General features: G+C 61.2%; 14 protein-coding genes and 2 tRNA genes. 3 read left to right on the forward strand and 13 right to left on the reverse strand.

The annotated features are described in order from the left end of the window. The first annotated feature begins 76 nt into the window (after positions 1–76). Entirely contained in the window at positions 77–856 is a 780-nt protein-coding gene (gene fpr, locus K3819_RS06130) for a ferredoxin-NADP reductase (protein ID WP_007908723.1), read from the forward strand. A 69-nt stretch (positions 857–925) separates the two neighbouring features. Here fpr and tsaA read toward each other — a convergent pair whose 3' ends face one another. The 6 genes from tsaA to rimO all read right to left on the reverse strand — a co-directional run bounded on the left by tsaA (position 926) and on the right by rimO (position 5,894). Beyond that, positions 926–1,624 carry a tRNA (N6-threonylcarbamoyladenosine(37)-N6)-methyltransferase TrmO gene (gene tsaA / locus K3819_RS06135; protein WP_221398842.1) on the reverse strand — a complete coding sequence of 233 codons (699 nt, stop codon included), beginning with the start codon at positions 1,622–1,624 and terminating at the stop codon, positions 926–928. A gap of 113 nt (positions 1,625–1,737) precedes the next feature. Then, positions 1,738–2,508 carry an SDR family oxidoreductase gene (locus K3819_RS06140; RefSeq protein ID WP_221398843.1) on the reverse strand — a complete coding sequence of 257 codons (771 nt, stop codon included), beginning with the start codon at positions 2,506–2,508 and terminating at the stop codon, positions 1,738–1,740. Between the two features lie 127 nt (positions 2,509–2,635). Beyond that, positions 2,636–3,103: a DUF1456 family protein gene (locus K3819_RS06145; RefSeq protein ID WP_085612338.1), complete on the reverse strand. Its 468-nt coding sequence runs from the start codon at positions 3,101–3,103 to the stop codon at positions 2,636–2,638. A 74-nt stretch (positions 3,104–3,177) separates the two neighbouring features. Next, positions 3,178–3,888, reverse strand: coding sequence for an rRNA pseudouridine synthase (locus K3819_RS06150; RefSeq protein WP_011332751.1), 711 nt, complete (start codon positions 3,886–3,888; stop codon positions 3,178–3,180). Between the two features lie 83 nt (positions 3,889–3,971). Then, on the reverse strand, positions 3,972–4,445 hold the full coding sequence (locus K3819_RS06155; RefSeq protein ID WP_221399663.1) for a GNAT family N-acetyltransferase: 474 nt from the start codon (positions 4,443–4,445) through the stop codon (positions 3,972–3,974). Positions 4,446–4,556: 111 nt separating this feature from the next. Further along, on the reverse strand, positions 4,557–5,894 hold the full coding sequence (gene rimO / locus K3819_RS06160; protein ID WP_007954955.1) for a 30S ribosomal protein S12 methylthiotransferase RimO: 1,338 nt from the start codon (positions 5,892–5,894) through the stop codon (positions 4,557–4,559). 347 nt (positions 5,895–6,241) lie between these two features. On the opposite strand from rimO, the gene K3819_RS06165 reads away from it, so the two are divergent. Beyond that, positions 6,242–8,083 (forward strand): potassium transporter Kup, encoded by a 1,842-nt coding sequence (locus K3819_RS06165; RefSeq protein ID WP_371857891.1) that lies wholly within the window; start codon positions 6,242–6,244, stop codon positions 8,081–8,083. A gap of 65 nt (positions 8,084–8,148) precedes the next feature. On the opposite strand, the gene K3819_RS06170 is transcribed toward K3819_RS06165, so the two are convergent. The 5 genes from K3819_RS06170 to K3819_RS06190 all read right to left on the reverse strand — a co-directional run bounded on the left by K3819_RS06170 (position 8,149) and on the right by K3819_RS06190 (position 13,607). Next, the gene (locus K3819_RS06170; RefSeq protein ID WP_064593889.1) at positions 8,149–8,475 is read right to left on the reverse strand and encodes a DUF3077 domain-containing protein; all 327 of its coding nucleotides are present in this window, start codon (positions 8,473–8,475) and stop codon (positions 8,149–8,151) included. Positions 8,476–9,035: 560 nt separating this feature from the next. Next, positions 9,036–10,331 carry a virulence factor family protein gene (locus K3819_RS06175; protein ID WP_221398844.1) on the reverse strand — a complete coding sequence of 432 codons (1,296 nt, stop codon included), beginning with the start codon at positions 10,329–10,331 and terminating at the stop codon, positions 9,036–9,038. Next, positions 10,331–12,970 (reverse strand): bifunctional lysylphosphatidylglycerol flippase/synthetase MprF, encoded by a 2,640-nt coding sequence (gene mprF / locus K3819_RS06180; protein WP_085612343.1) that lies wholly within the window; start codon positions 12,968–12,970, stop codon positions 10,331–10,333. The genes K3819_RS06175 and mprF overlap by 1 nt, the downstream gene beginning before the upstream one ends. A 279-nt stretch (positions 12,971–13,249) precedes the next feature. Continuing rightward, positions 13,250–13,326: transfer RNA gene (locus K3819_RS06185), tRNA-Met, on the reverse strand. 204 nt (positions 13,327–13,530) lie between these two features. Further along, a tRNA-Met gene (locus K3819_RS06190) sits at positions 13,531–13,607 on the reverse strand. A gap of 280 nt (positions 13,608–13,887) precedes the next feature. On the opposite strand from K3819_RS06190, the gene dinB reads away from it, so the two are divergent. Then, the gene (gene dinB / locus K3819_RS06195; RefSeq protein WP_207985213.1) at positions 13,888–14,949 is read left to right on the forward strand and encodes a DNA polymerase IV; all 1,062 of its coding nucleotides are present in this window, start codon (positions 13,888–13,890) and stop codon (positions 14,947–14,949) included. Between the two features lie 48 nt (positions 14,950–14,997). Here dinB and K3819_RS06200 read toward each other — a convergent pair whose 3' ends face one another. Together K3819_RS06200 and K3819_RS06205 are read right to left on the reverse strand one after the other, a co-directional pair. Beyond that, positions 14,998–15,951, reverse strand: coding sequence for a hypothetical protein (locus K3819_RS06200; RefSeq protein ID WP_039771323.1), 954 nt, complete (start codon positions 15,949–15,951; stop codon positions 14,998–15,000). 17 nt (positions 15,952–15,968) lie between these two features. Next, positions 15,969–17,684, reverse strand: coding sequence for a proline--tRNA ligase (locus K3819_RS06205; RefSeq protein ID WP_039771325.1), 1,716 nt, complete (start codon positions 17,682–17,684; stop codon positions 15,969–15,971). Positions 17,685–17,695: the final 11 nt, after the last annotated feature.

The following is a 17,695-nucleotide window of genomic DNA, read 5'->3' on the forward strand; positions in this document are numbered from 1 at the left end:
GATGCAATTGCGCACCGTCGGCATTCTTCAACACGAGCCGGGCAGGCGCAGATCAATCTCCAGGAGTCCCACGTACATGAGCAACATGAACCACGAGCGTGTCCTCAGTGTTCATCACTGGAACGACACTCTGTTCAGCTTCAAGTGCACCCGCGATCCGGGCCTGCGCTTCGAGAACGGTCAGTTCGTGATGATCGGCCTGCAACAGCCAAACGGCCGCCCGCTTATGCGCGCTTATTCGATCGCCAGCCCGAACTGGGAAGAGCATCTCGAGTTCTTCAGCATCAAGGTGCAGGACGGTCCGCTGACCTCCCAGCTGCAGCACCTGAAGGAAGGCGACGAGATCATCATCTCGAAAAAACCGACCGGCACCCTGGTGCTGGACGACCTGAACCCGGGCAAGCATTTGTATCTGCTGAGCACCGGCACCGGTCTGGCGCCTTTCATGAGCGTGATCCAGGACCCGGAAACCTACGAGCGCTTCGAGAAAGTGATCCTGGTTCACGGTGTTCGTTACGTCAACGAAGTCGCCTACCGCGAATTCATCACCGAGCACCTGCCGCAGAACGAGTTCTTCGGCGAAGCGCTGCGTGACAAGCTGATCTACTACCCGACCGTGACCCGCGAACCGTTCGAGAATCAGGGCCGCCTGACCGATCTGATGCGCAGCGGCAAGCTGTTCAGCGACATCGGCCTGCCACCGATCAACCCGCAGGACGACCGCGCGATGATCTGCGGCAGCCCGAGCATGCTCGACGAGACCAGCGAAGTGCTCGACAGCTTCGGCCTGAAGATCTCGGCGCGGATGCGCGAGCCGGGTGACTACCTGATCGAGCGCGCATTCGTCGAGAAGTAATCCCGACGATGCCGACAGAAAAGCCCGCGTTGCCTGAGAAGGCAGCGCGGGCTTTTTCGTTTTCGCGATTCAGTCAGCGGCGGGAATAACTTCCAGGACGCGGATCTGCTCAGGCACAGGGTAGTGCCAGCGCACGTCCAGATCCCAGAACTGCGCGCCGTATTCGCGCTCTGGCGCGGGCGTCTGATAGGCCGGACGCGGATCCTGGGCCAGGCATTGCTCGATCAGCTCGACCAGCGGCTCGGCCAGGCGCTGAGCGTGGGTGTGCGCCTGTTGCAGTGCCGTGTCCGTCCATTGCACGTCGATCAGGTGCGGCGCGGCACTGGCGATGCTGTTGGAGGCGTCAGTAATGATGTCGGCGTAGGGCACGTAGGGTTTGACGTCGAGAATCGGCGTGCCGTCCAGCAGGTCGATGCCGGAGATAAACAGGCGATTGGCCTCGACCTTGTCCAGCTTCACCACTGACTGGCCGATGCCGTTCGGCCGGTGCGTGGCGCGGGTGGCGAACACGCCCATGGACTTGTTGCCACCCAGGCGCGGAGGGCGGACCTTGAGGCGTGGTTTTTCTTCCAGCGCCTGATGGAACAGGAACAGCAGCCAGACATGACTGACCTGCTCGAGCCCCTGCACAGCGTCGCCCTGATCGAACGGCGCCACCAGTTCCAGCACGCCACGGGCAGCGGGGGCCAGTTGCGGCTGGCGCGGGATGGCGAACTTCTCCTTGAAGCAGGAGCGGACGAAGCCGATGGGGGAGACGCTGTAAGTCATGGTGTGCATTCGAAGCGGAGCAGGGCGGGCATGATAACCCGGCAGGCTTCAAGTCTGGTGCTAACAGATCTGGCGCCATCGCTGGCTTGCCAGCGATAGCTTCACCGCCGATGTCAGAGGCTGAACCCTCCATCCAGCGGAATGATATTCCCGGTCATGTAGGCCCCGGCGGTACTCGCCAGGCTGATCGCCAGCGCCGCCATCTCTTCCTCGCGACCCCAGCGTTTCATCGGGATCAGCGCGGTGTCCTCGGCAAGCGCCTGCTGGTCGTTGCCGATGTGCTGGGTCATCTTGCTCGGGAAGCGCCCCGGTGCGATGACGTTGACGTTGATGTGCTGACTCACAAGCTCCCGGGCGAGAATCCGCGACAGTTGATGCAGGGCCGCTTTGCTCGGTCCGTAGGCGTAGGCCTGTTCGCCGAAGGAAGAAATCCCCGCCACCGAACCGATGTTGATGATCCGCGCCGGATTGGCTGCCGACCCGGATTGGCGCAGCAACGGCAGAAACTGCTGGATGCAACTGAACACCGAGGTCACGTTGAGCTGCATGACTTTCTCCCAGCCCTTGACCGGGTAGCTCTCCAGCGGTGCGCCCCAGGTGGTGCCGGCGTTGTTCACCAGAATGTCCAGATGAGTGATCTGCTCGCCCATTCGCGCAACCAGCTCTTTCACGCCTTCTTCGGTCGCCAGATTCGCCGCCATGCCCTGACAAGCGCCCAGAGCACTGAGTTCTTCAGCGGTTTGATGACAGGCTTCCGCGTCACGGGAACAGACGTACACGCGGGCGCCGGCTTCGACAAAGGCCTTGGCGATCATTTTGCCGATACCGCGGGTGCCGCCGGTCACCAGGGCGGTGCGGCCTTGCAGGGAGAAATACGGGTGCATGGCGAATCCTGAGGGCTAGGGTTCAGTACACCCTAGTCGCCGGCCGCGAAAAGCGGAGCCACTATTTTTGGAAGGAATGGAGGGGCATGCATGAAAACGGCGACCGAAGTCGCCGTGATCGAATGGGTCAACCGCGAACGCGCAGGGTCAGGCCCTTGAGGAAGTTGCGCAGCAACTGATCGCCGCACGGGCGGTAGTTGGTGTGGCCGACCTTGCGGAACAATGCGCTCAGCTCAGGCTTGGACACCGGGAACTCGGCAGCCTTGAGGATCGCGTGCATGTCGTCTTCCTTCAGTTCGAAGGCCACGCGCAGCTTTTTCAGGATGATGTTGTTGGTCACCGGCACTTCGATCGGCAGCGGCGGACGGCTTTCGTCCTTGCCGCGCTTGAAGATCACCAGGCCGTCGAGGAAGTGCGCGATGACTTCGTCCGGGCAGCGCACAAAACCTTCTTCGTCTTCTTCCTTCTTGTCGAGGTACGTCACGACATCAGCCAGCGTGACGTCCAGGCCGCCGAGTTTGATGATCTCGACCACTTTCTTGTCGCTGATGTCGAGCATGTAGCGCACGCTGCGCAGAACGTCGTTGTGAACCATGTGTGCAATCCTGATCTTTTCGCTGTGGGCATCGCGCGGACGCGATGCCGGAAATGTAGGGTGGCTTGCGAGCCTTAGAATTTCTCTTTGCCGGACAGGTAGCGCCATTGTCCGACCGGCACCTTGCCAATGGACACGCCGCCGATGCGGATGCGGCGTATGCCGATGACCTTCAGGCCGACCGCTTCGCAGAACTGAGCGATGATCCCCGGCTGCGGGTTCTTCATGGCGAAGCGCAGACGGTTTTCGTTCTGCCAGCTGGCCTTGACCGGCGGCAGCTCCTTGCCCTTGTGGGTGAGGCCGTGCTGCAGGCGATTGAGACCGTGGGCAACCATGTCGCCTTCGACTTCGACCACGTATTCCTGCTCGATCTTGGCCGCGTCGGCGGTGAGCTTGCGCAACACCTTCCAGTCCTGGGTGAACACCAGCAGGCCGCTGGCCTTGGGTTGCAGGTCGGCGCTGGCGGTCAGGCGCAGGAAGTGCCCGCGCAGCGGACGCTTGCCGTAGCGGTGTTCTTCGCTGAGGGTTTCGGCGTTCAGCGACTGCATGGCGCTGTCGACATCCATGCCCGCCGGCACGTTGAGCAGGATAGTCACCGGCTCTGGCGCGGTGGCCTTGGCGTCCTTGTCGAGCTCGACTTTCTGGTCGCCGACCTTGAACTGCGGCTCGTCGATGACTTCGCCGTCCACGGTGACCCAGCCGCCCTCGATGAACAGCTCGGCCTCCCGGCGGGAGCAACCGACCAGCTCGATGAGGCGTTTGGAGAGGCGAATCGGGTCAGTCATGACAGGGGCCGTAACAAAAAAGGGGTGGGCATTGTACCTGCCTGGGGCCGGTTAAGCCCGATTGCATTTGCGCCGTGTGGCTTTTAGCCGCGTACCGCGCGCTGCTCCGGTTGTTTCAGACGCATATGCAGCAGTGGATACGGCTGGCCCATGCCATCGACCTCCGAGCGGCCGATCACCTCGAACCCTTGCTTGAAGTAAAACCCCAGAGCCTGCGGGTTCTGTTCGTTGACGTCCAGTTCGTCGGCGTTCAGGTGCTCCATGGCGTACTTCAGCAGTTTCTTGCCAAGGCCCTGGCCGCGATGAGCCGGGTCGATGAACAGCATTTCGATCTTGCCCGCCGCGACACCGGCAAACCCGGTGATGTGCTGGCGGCTGTCCCGGGTGCAGATCAGCATCACCGCATCGAGGTAGCGGGTCAGCACCAGATTCTTCAGCAGCTCGATGTAGGATTCCGGCAGGAAATCATGAGTCGCGCGAACCGAGGCCTCCCAGACCCGGGTCAGTTCCTGATAATCGCTGAGTTTCGGCGTGTGGATGACCGAATGCTGACGCATGCCCGATAGCCTCTTTGTCATGGATGAGGGAGTCCTTCCCCTCACAAACTCTAGCCGTAAAAAAGCCCCGCATCTCGTAAAAGAGAGCGGGGCTTTCTGTATTTTTCGCGCTTAGATCTGTTCGGCCCAGAGGTCGTATTCGTCGGCATCGGTCACCTTGCACCAGACCTTGTCGCCGGGCTTGAGGTTGCTGCCGTTGTCGATGAACACGTTGCCGTCGATTTCCGGGGCGTCGAAGAAGCAGCGGCCGACCGCGCCTTGCTCGTCGACTTCGTCCACCAGCACTTCGATTTCACGGCCGATGCGCATTTGCAGGCGCGCCGAGCTGATGGCCTGCTGGTGCGCCATGAAGCGCTCCCAGCGATCCTGCTTGACGTCGTCCGGAACGATGTCGAGGTTCAGGTCATTGGCCGGCGCGCCTTCGACCGGCGAGTACTGGAAGCAGCCGACGCGGTCGAGCTGGGCTTCGGTCAGCCAGTCCAACAGGTACTGGAAGTCTTCTTCGGTTTCGCCCGGGAAGCCGACGATGAAGGTCGAACGGATGATCAGGTCCGGGCAGATTTCGCGCCAGTTCTTGATCCGCGCCAGGGTCTTGTCTTCGAACGCCGGGCGTTTCATCGACTTCAGGACTTTCGGGCTGGCGTGCTGGAACGGGATGTCCAGGTACGGCAGGATCTTGCCGGCGGCCATCAGCGGGATCAGCTCGTCGACGTGCGGGTACGGGTAAACGTAGTGCAGACGGACCCAGACGCCGAGGGTGCTCAGCGCTTCGCACAGTTCGGTCATGCGGGTTTTCACCGGCGCGCCGTTCCAGAAACCGGTGCGGTATTTGACGTCAACGCCGTAGGCGCTGGTGTCCTGGGAAATCACCAGCAGTTCCTTCACGCCGGATTTGACCAGGCGCTGGGCTTCGTCGAGCACGTCGCCCACCGGACGGCTGACCAGTTTGCCGCGCATCGACGGGATGATGCAGAAGCTGCAGCTGTGGTTGCAGCCTTCGGAAATCTTCAGGTATGCGTAGTGACGCGGGGTCAGCTTGATGCCTTGCGGCGGCACCAGGTCGATCAGCGGGTTGTGATCCTGCTTCGGCGGCACGACTTCGTGCACGGCGTTGACCACTTGCTCGTACTGCTGCGGACCGGTGACGGCCAGCACGCTCGGGTGCACGTCACGGATGTTGCCTTCTTCCACGCCCATGCAGCCGGTCACGATGACCTTGCCGTTTTCCTTGATCGCTTCACCGATGACTTCCAGCGATTCGGCCTTGGCCGAGTCAATGAAGCCGCAGGTGTTGACCACGACCACGTCGGCGTCCTGATAGGTGGACACCACGTCATAGCCTTCCATGCGCAGCTGGGTCAGGATGCGCTCGGAGTCGACCAGTGCTTTCGGGCAACCCAGAGAAACGAAGCCAACCTTTGGATTGGCCGGCGCAGGAGTGGTGGACATGTCTAACCTCGGTGTTTTGTGACATCGATTACCTGACTCAGGAACCGACGGACGGGCGCTTAAGGCGCGCCTCTGATCAAAAAGTGCGCAATTCTAGCGACGAGCAGCGCACTTGACCAGCTTTATGCAGGGAAATACGACGAGTGCTGCGCTATGCTTCGCGCCGTTGCGCTTTACTGAATTTTTACAGTCAAGAAAACGTCTGTTACAGGGCGTAAAAACGCGCATGCTGCACACAAAGCATAGTGCTTCATATAAGAAGCCGGTCTGGGAATCAGGAGTGTTGGATGGGTCAGGCAAGTAGTCACGCGGCAGGCGCCGAAGGTTCGGCCACCAAGCCGCTGAGCATGCTGGTCGCGGCGGTCGGGGTAGTTTACGGCGACATCGGCACGAGCCCGTTGTACACCCTCAAAGAAGTGTTTTCCGGCGCTTACGGTGTGCCCGTCAATCACGACGGGGTGCTCGGCATTCTGTCGCTGATTTTCTGGTCGCTGATCTGGGTCGTTTCAATCAAGTACATGATGTTCGTCCTGCGCGCCGACAACCAGGGCGAAGGCGGGATCATGGCGCTCACCGCGCTGGCGCGGCGGGCAGCGGCGGGGCGCAAGCGATTGCGTACGTTGCTGGTGGTCTGCGGGCTGATCGGCGCGGCGCTGTTCTATGGCGACAGCATGATCACCCCGGCGATTTCCGTGCTCTCGGCCATTGAAGGTCTGGGCCTGGCCTTCGACGGCATCGACCACTGGGTGGTGCCGCTGTCGCTGGTGGTACTGGTGGCGCTGTTTCTGATCCAGAAACACGGCACGGCGCGGATCGGTATTCTGTTCGGGCCGATCATGGTCACCTGGTTCCTGGTGCTCGGCGCCCTCGGCGTGTACGGCATCAGCCACACCCCGGAAGTGCTGCACGCGATGAATCCTGTGTGGGCGGTGCGGTTCTTCACCGTCCATCCGGGCATGGGCGTGGCGATCCTCGGCGCCGTGGTGCTGGCGCTGACCGGTGCCGAAGCGCTGTACGCCGACATGGGCCACTTCGGCCGCAAGCCGATTGCCCGTGCGTGGTTCCTGCTGGTGCTGCCGGCGCTGGTGCTGAACTACTTCGGTCAGGGCGCCTTGTTGCTGGAGAACCCGGACGCCGCGCGCAACCCGTTCTACCTGCTGGCGCCGAGCTGGGCGCTGATTCCGCTGGTCGGTCTGTCGACCCTGGCCACGGTGATTGCCTCCCAGGCCGTGATTTCCGGCGCGTTTTCCCTGACCCGTCAGGCGATCCAGCTCGGTTACATCCCGCGCATGTACATCCAGCACACCTCCAGCGACGAGCAGGGCCAGATCTACATCGGTGCGGTGAACTGGTCGCTGATGGTCGGCGTGGTGTTGCTGGTCATCGGCTTCGAATCCTCCGGCGCCCTGGCTTCGGCCTACGGCGTGGCGGTGACCGGGACGATGCTGATGACCACGATTCTGGTGTCGGCAGTCATGTTGCTGCTGTGGAAATGGCCACCGATTCTAGCGGTTCCGGTGCTGCTCGGTTTCCTGCTGGTGGACGGTCTGTACTTCGCTGCCAACGTGCCGAAAATCGTCCAGGGCGGTGCCTTCCCGGTAATCGCCGGTATCGCGCTGTTCGTGCTGATGACCACCTGGAAACGCGGCAAGCAACTGCTGGTCGAGCGCCTCGACGAAGGCGCGCTGCCGCTGCCGATCTTTATCAGCAGCATCCGCGTGCAACCACCGCATCGCGTGCAGGGCACCGCCGTGTTCCTCACCGCCCGCTCCGACGCGGTGCCGCACGCGCTGTTGCACAACCTGCTGCACAACCAGGTACTGCATGAGCAAGTGGTGTTGCTGACCGTCGTCTACGAAGACATCCCGCGCGTCCCGCCATCGCGCCGCTTCGAAGTCGAAGCCCACGGCGAAGGCTTCTTCCGGGTGATCCTGCACTTCGGCTTCACCGACGAGCCGGACGTGCCACAGGCACTGAAGCTGTGCCATCTGGATGATCTGGACTTCAGCCCGATGCGTACGACCTACTTCCTCAGCCGCGAAACGGTCATCGCCTCGAAACTCGAAGGCATGGCCCGTTGGCGAGAGGCGCTGTTTGCATTCATGTTGAAGAATGCCAACGGCAACCTGCGGTTCTTCAATCTACCGCTGAACCGGGTGATTGAGTTGGGGACGCAGGTGGAGATGTAACCCGGCGTCATCAAAAAGCCCTCGTCAGCCTAGTGACTGGCGGGGGCTTTTTCGTTTTTGTGCTGTTACATGCTTTCTGGCAGTTCTGCCTCAGATTCGGTCTTCGTTCGCGCAGGCCGCGGCATCAGGGCCTTCATCACGTCGTCGACCAAGGCCTTGCCGATTATCGTCAGGTAATGCGCGGCCCAGGCGTGGCGGTCGCTTTCCTTGTCGTAGGCGGCGTCCTCGGCGAAGGATTTGGCGAGGAACAACAGGTCTGAAGCCTGGGACAGTGCTTCGACGATGGGGACGCCGGAGCGAACGTTGAGTAACGCCTGATCCGAGCTGTAGAGGAAAGAGGTGAAACCGATGGTCGTCAGGTCTGAAGGTGATGAAGGACTTTGTTTGCTCATTGTTTCGCTCCATAAAACGAGGAGCTGCCGCATTCGTTACCACACGAATGGGTGGCAGCTGTACGCAGGGTGGTAAACCGGGGGAGCAAAGAAACCGGCAGACCCGAAGGTCTCCCACGCACAGCCGCCATGACTCGAATTGCAGGCATAAAAACACCTGAGCCGTGTTTGGAATGCTGTTGCACTTTGCCTTGCCGGGTTACCACACCCGATCACTGAAATAGTCAGCGACCTCTGGAGAGTATCCCGTCGAAAAACAGCGCAACAGGGCGGCAAAGTGCCCAAACACGAGATTAGGAGTTTGCCTACAAGGTATGCGGACGTCATCTGATATTGCGACACCAGACGTAAACGAAACTAAACGTTGATGGCGGTTTTGCGCGGCTTTGGTGCGGCAGATGAATGTGGAGTTGACGACTCGAAAAGGCCAATGAAGCAGGTGTCCACGTTTTATGGAATGTGGACACCTGGCGTTTTCAGTTTCATGAAGAGTCAAGCATTGAATGAAAAAGCCCCCGCAACCCTAAGGTTGCGGGGGCTTTTCGTTGGTGCGCTTCAGATCACTCTTCCGCCACCTGCGCCGTGTTCTGGCGCTTCTCGATCAAGTCCACCAGTCGCTTGGCCAGCGCCGGGTAGTTCTCGTCGAAGTGGTGGCCACCAGGCAGTTTCACTGCTTCGCCCACCGCCGTTTTGTCGGTGCAGCCGCTTTCGTCAGTTTCTTCTTCACCGTAGATGCACACGACCTTGGCCGGTGGCAGCTTGGCCATTTCCGGGCCGGTGGCGGCTTCTTTGCCGGCGTTGCCGAGCCAGCCTTCGACTTCGATTTCGAAGCTGCCGGTGCGGGCGAAGGCCAGCAGGATGATTGCGTCGACGCGTTGCTGCTCGGTTTCCGGCAGGCGGTTGTAGATGGCCGGGAGGACGTCGGCGCCGAACGAGTAACCGGTCAGGATGAAGCGTTTGGTGCCCCATTTCTGGCGGTAGTGCTGCATCAGTTCGGTCAGATCCAGCGCGCTCTGTTCCGGGCTCTTGTGCTGCCAGTAGTAGCGCAGGGTGTCGATGCCGACCACCGGGTAGCCAATCTTGGCCATTTCACCGGCCACGTCGCGGTCCAGATCTCGCCAGCCGCCGTCACCGGACAGGAACAGGGTGACAGTGTCCTTGGCCTGGCCGGCCGGGACTTCCACCACCGGGATCTGCAGGCCGCCGTTGGCCTTGTCGCCGCCGACGAGGATCTTGCGCAGTTCGTTGTTCAGCACTTGCGGCAGGTTGATGTCGTAGTCGCTGATGCTGGTTTCGGCGTTCGGTTGGTCGCGCACGAAACCGGCGCTGGTGTCGTCCGGGTTGTCGTTCCACGCCACCAGCCAGTGGCCGTGGGCGGCGGCTTTTGGCAGCAGGTGAGTGCAGCCGGGTTTTTCCAGGGCCAAGTCGACCGATACGGCCTGTGCCTTGTCGTCTTTCTGTTCGGACAGCCAGCGCCACGCCAGGACGGCGCCGGGGCCGATGCCGCTGACCAGGGTCGCCGGGCCGTTCAGTTCACGCAGGCCGGCTTGCAGGGCGCGGCTTTGCAGCAGGCAGTCCTTGGGCAGGATCACCTGGACGATCTGCGCCGAGGCGCTGCGGCTCAGGGTGCTCAGTTGCTTGTCACTGAGCTTCTGGTCGTCGTTGACTGCCACCAGCACCTGCGCCTTGGGCTTGGTGCCGGGGATGACCCGGGTCATGGCGGCGCCATCGGCCGGGGTGAGCTGTTCGAGGGTCGGTTCCGGTGCCGGGCGTTTGAGGTACCAAAAACCGCCACCGACAATCGCGGCCAGCACCAGCAGTGCGACCAGGATGTACTTCAGGGAGCGTTGAATCATCAGCGTTTCACCAATCCAGTCAAGCCGCCCGCGATCAGGGCAGCAGTGTCGGCCAGCGCCACCAGCGGATCCAGTCCGGCGGGCACGGCCATATAACGGGGTTCCCAGTCAGGCTGGAACTTGTCTTTGAAGCGGCGCAAGCCTTGGAAGTTGTACAACTGCTCACCACGGCGGAAAACCATCGAGCCCAGACGCTGGGTCAGTGGTGCCCCGCGCCGGGGTTGCAACCCCGACAGCGGCACCATGCCCAGGCTGAAGCGCGCGTATCCGTGACTCTTATAGTGTTGAATCAGACCGACCATCATGAATTCCATGGTCAGCTTGGGGGCGTCCGGGTGCGCACGCATCAGGTCGAGACTGGCCAGGTCGTGGCTGTAGGTCTCGAGCAGGTTGGCGAATGCCACCGGGCGCCCTTCGAAGCGAATCACCGCGATGCGGAAATGCTTCAGGTAATCGTCGCTGAAACGGCCAAGGGAGAAGCCTTTCTCGCGCACGTTCTTGCCGGTCAGCCAGGCATCGGAAATCACCTTGAGCTCATCCATCGGCGCCTGGCCCGGCTCATGGATCTCCAGCGACAGACCATCGCGGGTGCCACGATTCCAGGTGTAGCGCAGGTCCTTCATCTCCTTGCCCTTGGCTTCCAGGTCAAAGCGATGCAGATCGACCCGGGCTTCCTCGCCCAGCTTGATCGCGGTCAGGCCGATGTCCATGTAGTACGGCAGGTTTTCGGCGCGCACCTGATAGAACACCGGGCGGGCATGATGGATGTCGCACAGGTCGCGGAACTGCCAGATCATCTCGGCCCGTTGCTGGCCAGGGCCGATCGGGTCGTACAGGGCCACCAGACTGCGGCCGCGGCGGGCGTACATCAGGAAGGCTTCGTCGTTGGGATGAAACAGCAGCGCCTTGTCACCGGTCAGGGCGAGGCCGCCGTCCGGTTGCGAGGAGGCCATCAGGATCTTCGAGGCGCGTTCCAGCTCATCGGGTGTCGGCAGATGGATCACCGGGCGAGCGGTGCGCAGCAGCCAGGTCAGGGCGATCACCAGCAGCAACACGGCGGCGCCGAGCAGCGAGCGCAGACCGCGCGGGGCGTCGGCGTCGAGGGTGAACTGCCACCACAGTTGATGGCTGTACGGAACGTCCTGATAAGCGAACAGCAACAGCCAGGTCGAAGCACCGAGTACGCACAGGCTGGCCACCAGATACAGCGGCGAGAACGGCAGTTCGGTCAGACGGCTCGGGCGGTAGAACGAGCGACGGAACACCCCCAGCAGCGCGGCGGTGAGGGTCATCAGGGTCGCTTCTTCCCAGTCGAAACCCTTGAGCAGCGAGAGCAGGGCGCCCACCAGCAACAGAATGGTGGTCAGCATCCACGCCGCCGACAACCGGCGACGCAAGCCCTGGGCGAGCATCAGGCACAGCACGCCGATCAGGCTGGCGCCAAAGTGCGAGGCGTCGACCAGGCGGTGAGGAATCAGAAAGCCGATGTGTTCCAGACGGGTGTCGATCTCTGGCGTCGCGCCGGAAAACAGCAGCACCACGCCGGACAGGAACACCAGCACCGCGAGAATCGGTGCCGCCAGACCGGAGGCTGCACGCATCGTCTGCGACTGAAACAGACGCTGGCCTTCGTTGAGCAGCAACAGCACGCAGGCCACCAGCAACGGCAGCACCACATAGATCAGGCGATACAGGAGCAGGGCAGCGGCCAGTGGCGCGGCGCCAAGCTTGTCGGCGAACGCCGCGAGCAGAATCGCTTCGAAGACCCCCACGCCACCCGGAACGTGACTGAGTACGCCTGCCGCCAGCGCCAACAGATAAACCAGCAGGAACGCACCGAAGGGCGGCGCTTCCGGCAGCAGCAGATAAAGGACGGTCGCAGCGGCGGCGACGTCGAGGGCGGTGATGACTAGTTGCAGGAAGGTCAGGCGGCGACCCGGCAGGCGCAGGGTACGACGACCGGCCCGGACCAGCAGGTTGTCCGGATAAGGTTGTTCCGGCAGGCGACGGCGATAGATGCCGATAGCCAGGATCGCGCCGAGCAGCAGCACCACGCCGGCAATCGTCCCCAACAAGGTCTCGGACAACCCCAGTGCCTGCGATGCAGCAGGCAGGTTGCTCAGGGTCGCAAGGGCAGCCAGCGGCGGCAGGGCACAGCCCAGCGACAGGCTGGCGAACAGGGTCATGTGCGCAACTTCGGAAGCGCCCAGGCCATGCCGTGCATATAAACGGTAACGCACCGAACCGCCGGACAGCATCGACAGGCCGATGGCGTTGCCGATGGCAAACGCGGTGAAGCCGCCAAGGGCCAGAACTTTCGGTGCCAGCGTCACGCGGGCGTAACGACTGGCCGACCATTCATAGCCGAGCAGAATGATGAAGCCGACGACCGTCGCGCCGAGGGCGCCGAGCAGGGCCGGTTTCGGCACCTCCAGAATCGAGTCGTGCAGTGCGTCGAGATCGAGTTCGCTGAGCAAATGGCGACAGGCAATCAGCGCAATGGCGAACAACAGCAGTGTGACCGCCAGACCGATCGGCTGGCGGTATTTGCTGATCCGATCCAGCAGGCGCAGACGCTCAGGCTTGATCGGTGGGGTCGCTGTGACGGTGTCTTGTGAATCAGACGAGTTGGCGCGCATCAATCACCTCTTGGATTGTGCGCGACAGGATGGAGGTATCCAGCCAAGTTACCAATCCCTGTAGAAAAAAATAATCACAAAATACTACGCCTCTCACCGGGTATCGGCGAGGGCAGGTCTTGGATTGCAGATGCCTTGTCCGCGACTCAAGCATAGTCGCAACTCGGCGAATCTTCAGATCCTGAACGGTTCACTGCACAGTGACAGATCATTGTTGCGAAAGGACTTTTTCCACAGATACAAAAAAGGCCACTCTTTCGAGTAGCCTTTTTTGATGTTTGGTTGCGGGAGCCGGATTTGAACCGACGACCTTCGGGTTATGAGCCCGACGAGCTACCAGACTGCTCCATCCCGCGTCTGTGTGGCGGCATTCTACAGGCGAACGGCGAGGTGTCAACCGATAATCCCGTGATGGGTCAAATAAGTGTGCAATCGCGGCAAACGGTCGCAGGGGGAGCGCTAAGTTTCGGAATCGGAACGATTTCCGCTTGGCGCGACTGGATCCGAAAAACCGACGCGCACAAAAAAGGCCAATCTTTCGATTGGCCTTTTTTGATGTTTGGTTGCGGGAGCCGGATTTGAACCGACGACCTTCGGGTTATGAGCCCGACGAGCTACCAGACTGCTCCATCCCGCGTCTGTGTGGCGGCATTCTACAGAGGAACGCCGGAGTGTCAACCTTCAATTCGGATAAAACCTGTTCAGCTTCAATTGGTTAGCGCTGACGGACGGTCTTTTGCTCGGCTGCAGGTCAGGCAGGACAAGGGTTTTAGCTCTATTGGAGGTTGCTTTTCGATTGAGAAAATAAATTCAAAGGCGGTTTCCTACAAACTGTAAAGAACATTCATACCACTGGTGCTATATACAGGTGTCAGTGAGATACTGCCGGTCCGGCTCGCCATGTTTCCTTTTCTGTCATGACTCAGCGAAAAATCATCCACGTCGACTGTGACTGTTTCTACGCCGCCATCGAGATGCGGGATGACCCGAGCCTCGCCGGCAAGCCGTTGGCGGTGGGTGGCTCGGCGGACAGGCGCGGGGTGATCGCCACCTGCAACTATGAGGCGCGGGCCTATGGCGTTCGTTCGGCGATGTCGTCCGGACATGCCCTGAAGCTGTGCCCGGACCTGACCATCGTCAAGCCACGCATGGATGCCTATCGCGAGGCGTCGAAGGAAATTCATACGATCTTCAGCGATTACACCGACCTTATCGAGCCGCTTTCCCTGGACGAAGCCTATCTCGACGTCTCGGACAGCGCGCACTTCGGCGGCAGCGCCACGCGGATCGCCCAGGACATTCGCCGCCGGGTTTCCAATCAATTGCACATCACCGTCTCCGCCGGCGTGGCGCCGAACAAGTTTCTGGCCAAGATCGCCAGCGACTGGAAAAAGCCCAACGGCTTGTTCGTGATCACCCCGGACCAGGTCGAAGACTTCGTCAGTGGCCTGCCGGTGAGCAAGCTGCACGGGGTGGGCAAGGTCACGGCCGACAAGTTGAGCAAGCTCGGTATCAGTGACTGTCTGCAATTGCGCGAGTGGGACAAGCTGGCGCTGGTGCGGGAGTTCGGCAGTTTCGGCGAGCGTTTGTGGAGTCTGGCCCGTGGGATCGATGAGCGGCTGGTGCACAACGACAGTCGTCGTCAGTCAATCAGTGTCGAAAACACCTACGACGTCGATCTGCCGGATCTGCGCAGTTGCCTCGACAAGCTTCCGGAACTGTTGGAAACCCTGAAAACCCGCATGGCGCGGATCGACAGCAGCTACCGGCCGGGCAAGCCGTTCGTCAAAGTGAAGTTTCACGATTTCACCCAGACCACACTGGAGCAGGCCGGGGCAGGGCGGGATCTGGGCAGTTACCAGTTGATGCTGACGCAGGCGTTCAACCGCGGAGGCAAACCGGTGCGATTGCTGGGGGTGGGTGTGCGGCTGGAGGATTTACGCGGCGGTTTCGAACAAATGGAGTTGTTCGAACGATAGGCGGACAAAAAAATGCCCGAAGCAGGTTCGGGCATTTTTTCAGGGGGTTCAGTTCGGCCCCGGATCCGCCACCAGACGCCCCGCATCCCGGGTCAGGGACTTGAGGAATTCGGCCTGCAACTCGGGATCGTTGCGGGTCAGTTCGATCAGGCTTTGTTCCAGTTCACTGGCTTCTTCTTCCAGACCCAGTTCCGACAGACGCTTGACCCGGTGCACCCATTGGCTCACTTCGTCGTCTTCCAGATCGTCGTAGATCAGCCCGTGAGCTTCCAGCAGCTTGCCACGCAGATGACTGCTGATCGCCAGAGATGAATCGGAATGCACGTCATCCTTGCCGTCTTCGACGCTGATCTGCAGTTTGCCTACATGATTGAGGTCGTTTTCGGCGAACGGGCTGTCCAGCAGGTTCAGGCGCAGCACGCCGTTGCGATCGGTGGTCATGTCGAAGGTCTGCTTGCCGGCCTTGACCTGAACCGGGCGCTCGCTCCATGGCAGGCTCGAATATTCCGTGCGCTTGTCGCGCTGGACTTCGTCGATACCGGCCAGGTTCTGTTGTGCGCGACCGTTGGATTGCACGTTCATGAACGGGTTGAGCCCGGCGAAACCGTAGCTGAGCCAGTCCCGTGTCACGCTGTCGGGCAGATTGCCGAGGGCAAACACGTTGACCACGTTCGCGCCGACGCCGCCGACCACCGCCACCGCGCCCAGCGGAATCTCGTAGATCTCCCGCCATGGCTGGTAAGGCGTGTAACGGTCGTAATGGCGGGTGACCTCGAACTCGGTGACCTCGAAAGTCTTCTGTTCGTTGATCTTCACGCGCCGTTGCGGCAGCTCAAGCACCTTGGGCTCGCCGACATCGATCTGCAGGCTGTGATCGAGCAGTTTGCGCTCGACACGTTCCTCGTGCTCGCTGCGTTGTGACATGTGATTGGCACAGCCGCTGACCAGCAGGGTGCCGCACAGGGCGGCACCACCGAGGCCTAAGGTGTTTCGCTTGAACATGACGTCTCTATCTGGTTTCAGCGGCGGATACGGGCCTGAAGGAAGGACAGCACGTCGGCAACCGGCAGCGCTTGCGCCTGGCCTTCGGTACGGCTCTTGTATTCCAGGTTGCCTTCGGCGAGGCCGCGATCGCTGACCACGATACGGTGCGGAATACCGATCAGCTCCATGTCCGCGAACTTGATGCCCGGGCTGGTTTTCTTGTCGCGGTCGTCCAGCAGCACTTCGAAGCCGGCCGCGGTCAGTTCCGCGTACAGCTTGTCGGTGGCTTCACGCACCAGCTCGGTTTCATAGCGCAGTGGCACCAGAGCGATCTGGAACGGTGCCAGGGCGTCGCTCCAGATGATGCCGTTCTCATCGTTGTTCTGCTCGATGGCGGCAGCCACCACGCGGGACACGCCGATACCGTAGCAACCCATTTCCAGGGTCACCGGCTTGCCGTTCTCGCCCAGCACTTCGCACTTCATCGCCTTGCTGTACTTGTTGCCCAGCTGGAAGATGTGCCCGACTTCGATGCCGCGCTTGATTTCCAGGGTGCCCTTGCCGTCCGGGCTCGGGTCGCCGGCCACGACGTTGCGCAGGTCGGCCACGGTCGGAACCGGCAGATCACGCTCCCAGTTCACGCCGAAGTAGTGCTTGTCGTCGATGTTGGCACCGATGGCGAAGTCGCTCATCAGCTCCACCGAACGGTCGATGATGATCGGCAGCGGCAGGTTCAGCGGGCCGAGGGAGCCGGCGCCGGCGCCGATGGCGTCACGCAATTCGGCATCGGAGGCCATGACCAGCGGGCTGGCAACGCCTGGCTGGTTGGCAGCCTTGATTTCGTTCAGCTCGTGGTCGCCGCGAATGATCAGGGCGATCAGCTTGCCTTCTTCTTCGGCGTGCACGATCAGGGTCTTGATGGTCTTTTCAATCGGCAGATTGAATTTTTCCACCAGGGCCGCGATGGTCTTGGTGTCTGGCGTATCGACCAGACGCAGCTCTTCGCTTGGCGCGGCGCGCGAGGTTTCACGCGGCACGGCTTCGGCTTTCTCGATGTTCGCTGCGTAGTCGGAACCGTTGCTGAAGACGATATCGTCTTCGCCGGACTCGGCCAGCACGTGGAACTCGTGGGAACCGGCGCCACCGATCGAACCGTTGTCGGCTTCCACCGGACGGAATTTCAGGCCCAGGCGGGTGAAGATGTTGCAGTACGCTTCGTGCATGCGGTCATAAGTGATCTGCAGCGACGCCTGATCCGCATGGAACGAGTAGGAGTCCTTCATGATGAATTCCCGACCGCGCATCAGGCCGAAGCGTGGACGGATTTCGTCACGGAATTTGGTCTGGATCTGGTACAGGTTGATAGGCAGCTGTTTGTAGCTGCTCAATTCGTTGCGCATCAGATCGGTGATCACTTCTTCGTGGGTCGGGCCCGCGCAGAAATCACGACCGTGGCGGTCTTTGATGCGCAGCAGCTCCGGGCCGTATTCTTCCCAGCGACCCGATTCCTGCCACAGCTCGGCCGGTTGGGTGCTCGGCATCAACACTTCCAGAGAGCCGGCGGCGTCCATTTCTTCACGAACGATGGCTTCCACCTTGCGCATCACTCGCAAGCCCATCGGCAGCCAGGTGTACAGGCCCGAGGCGAGTTTGCGGATCATGCCGGCGCGCAGCATCAGCTGATGGCTGATCACGACCGCGTCGGAAGGCGTTTCTTTCTGTGTGGCGAGCAAAAATTGACTGGTGCGCATGGTTGGCCGTT

The organism is Pseudomonas sp. 3-2, from assembly GCF_019710535.1.
GTDB classification, from domain to species: Bacteria; Pseudomonadota; Gammaproteobacteria; order Pseudomonadales; family Pseudomonadaceae; genus Aquipseudomonas; species Aquipseudomonas pharyngis.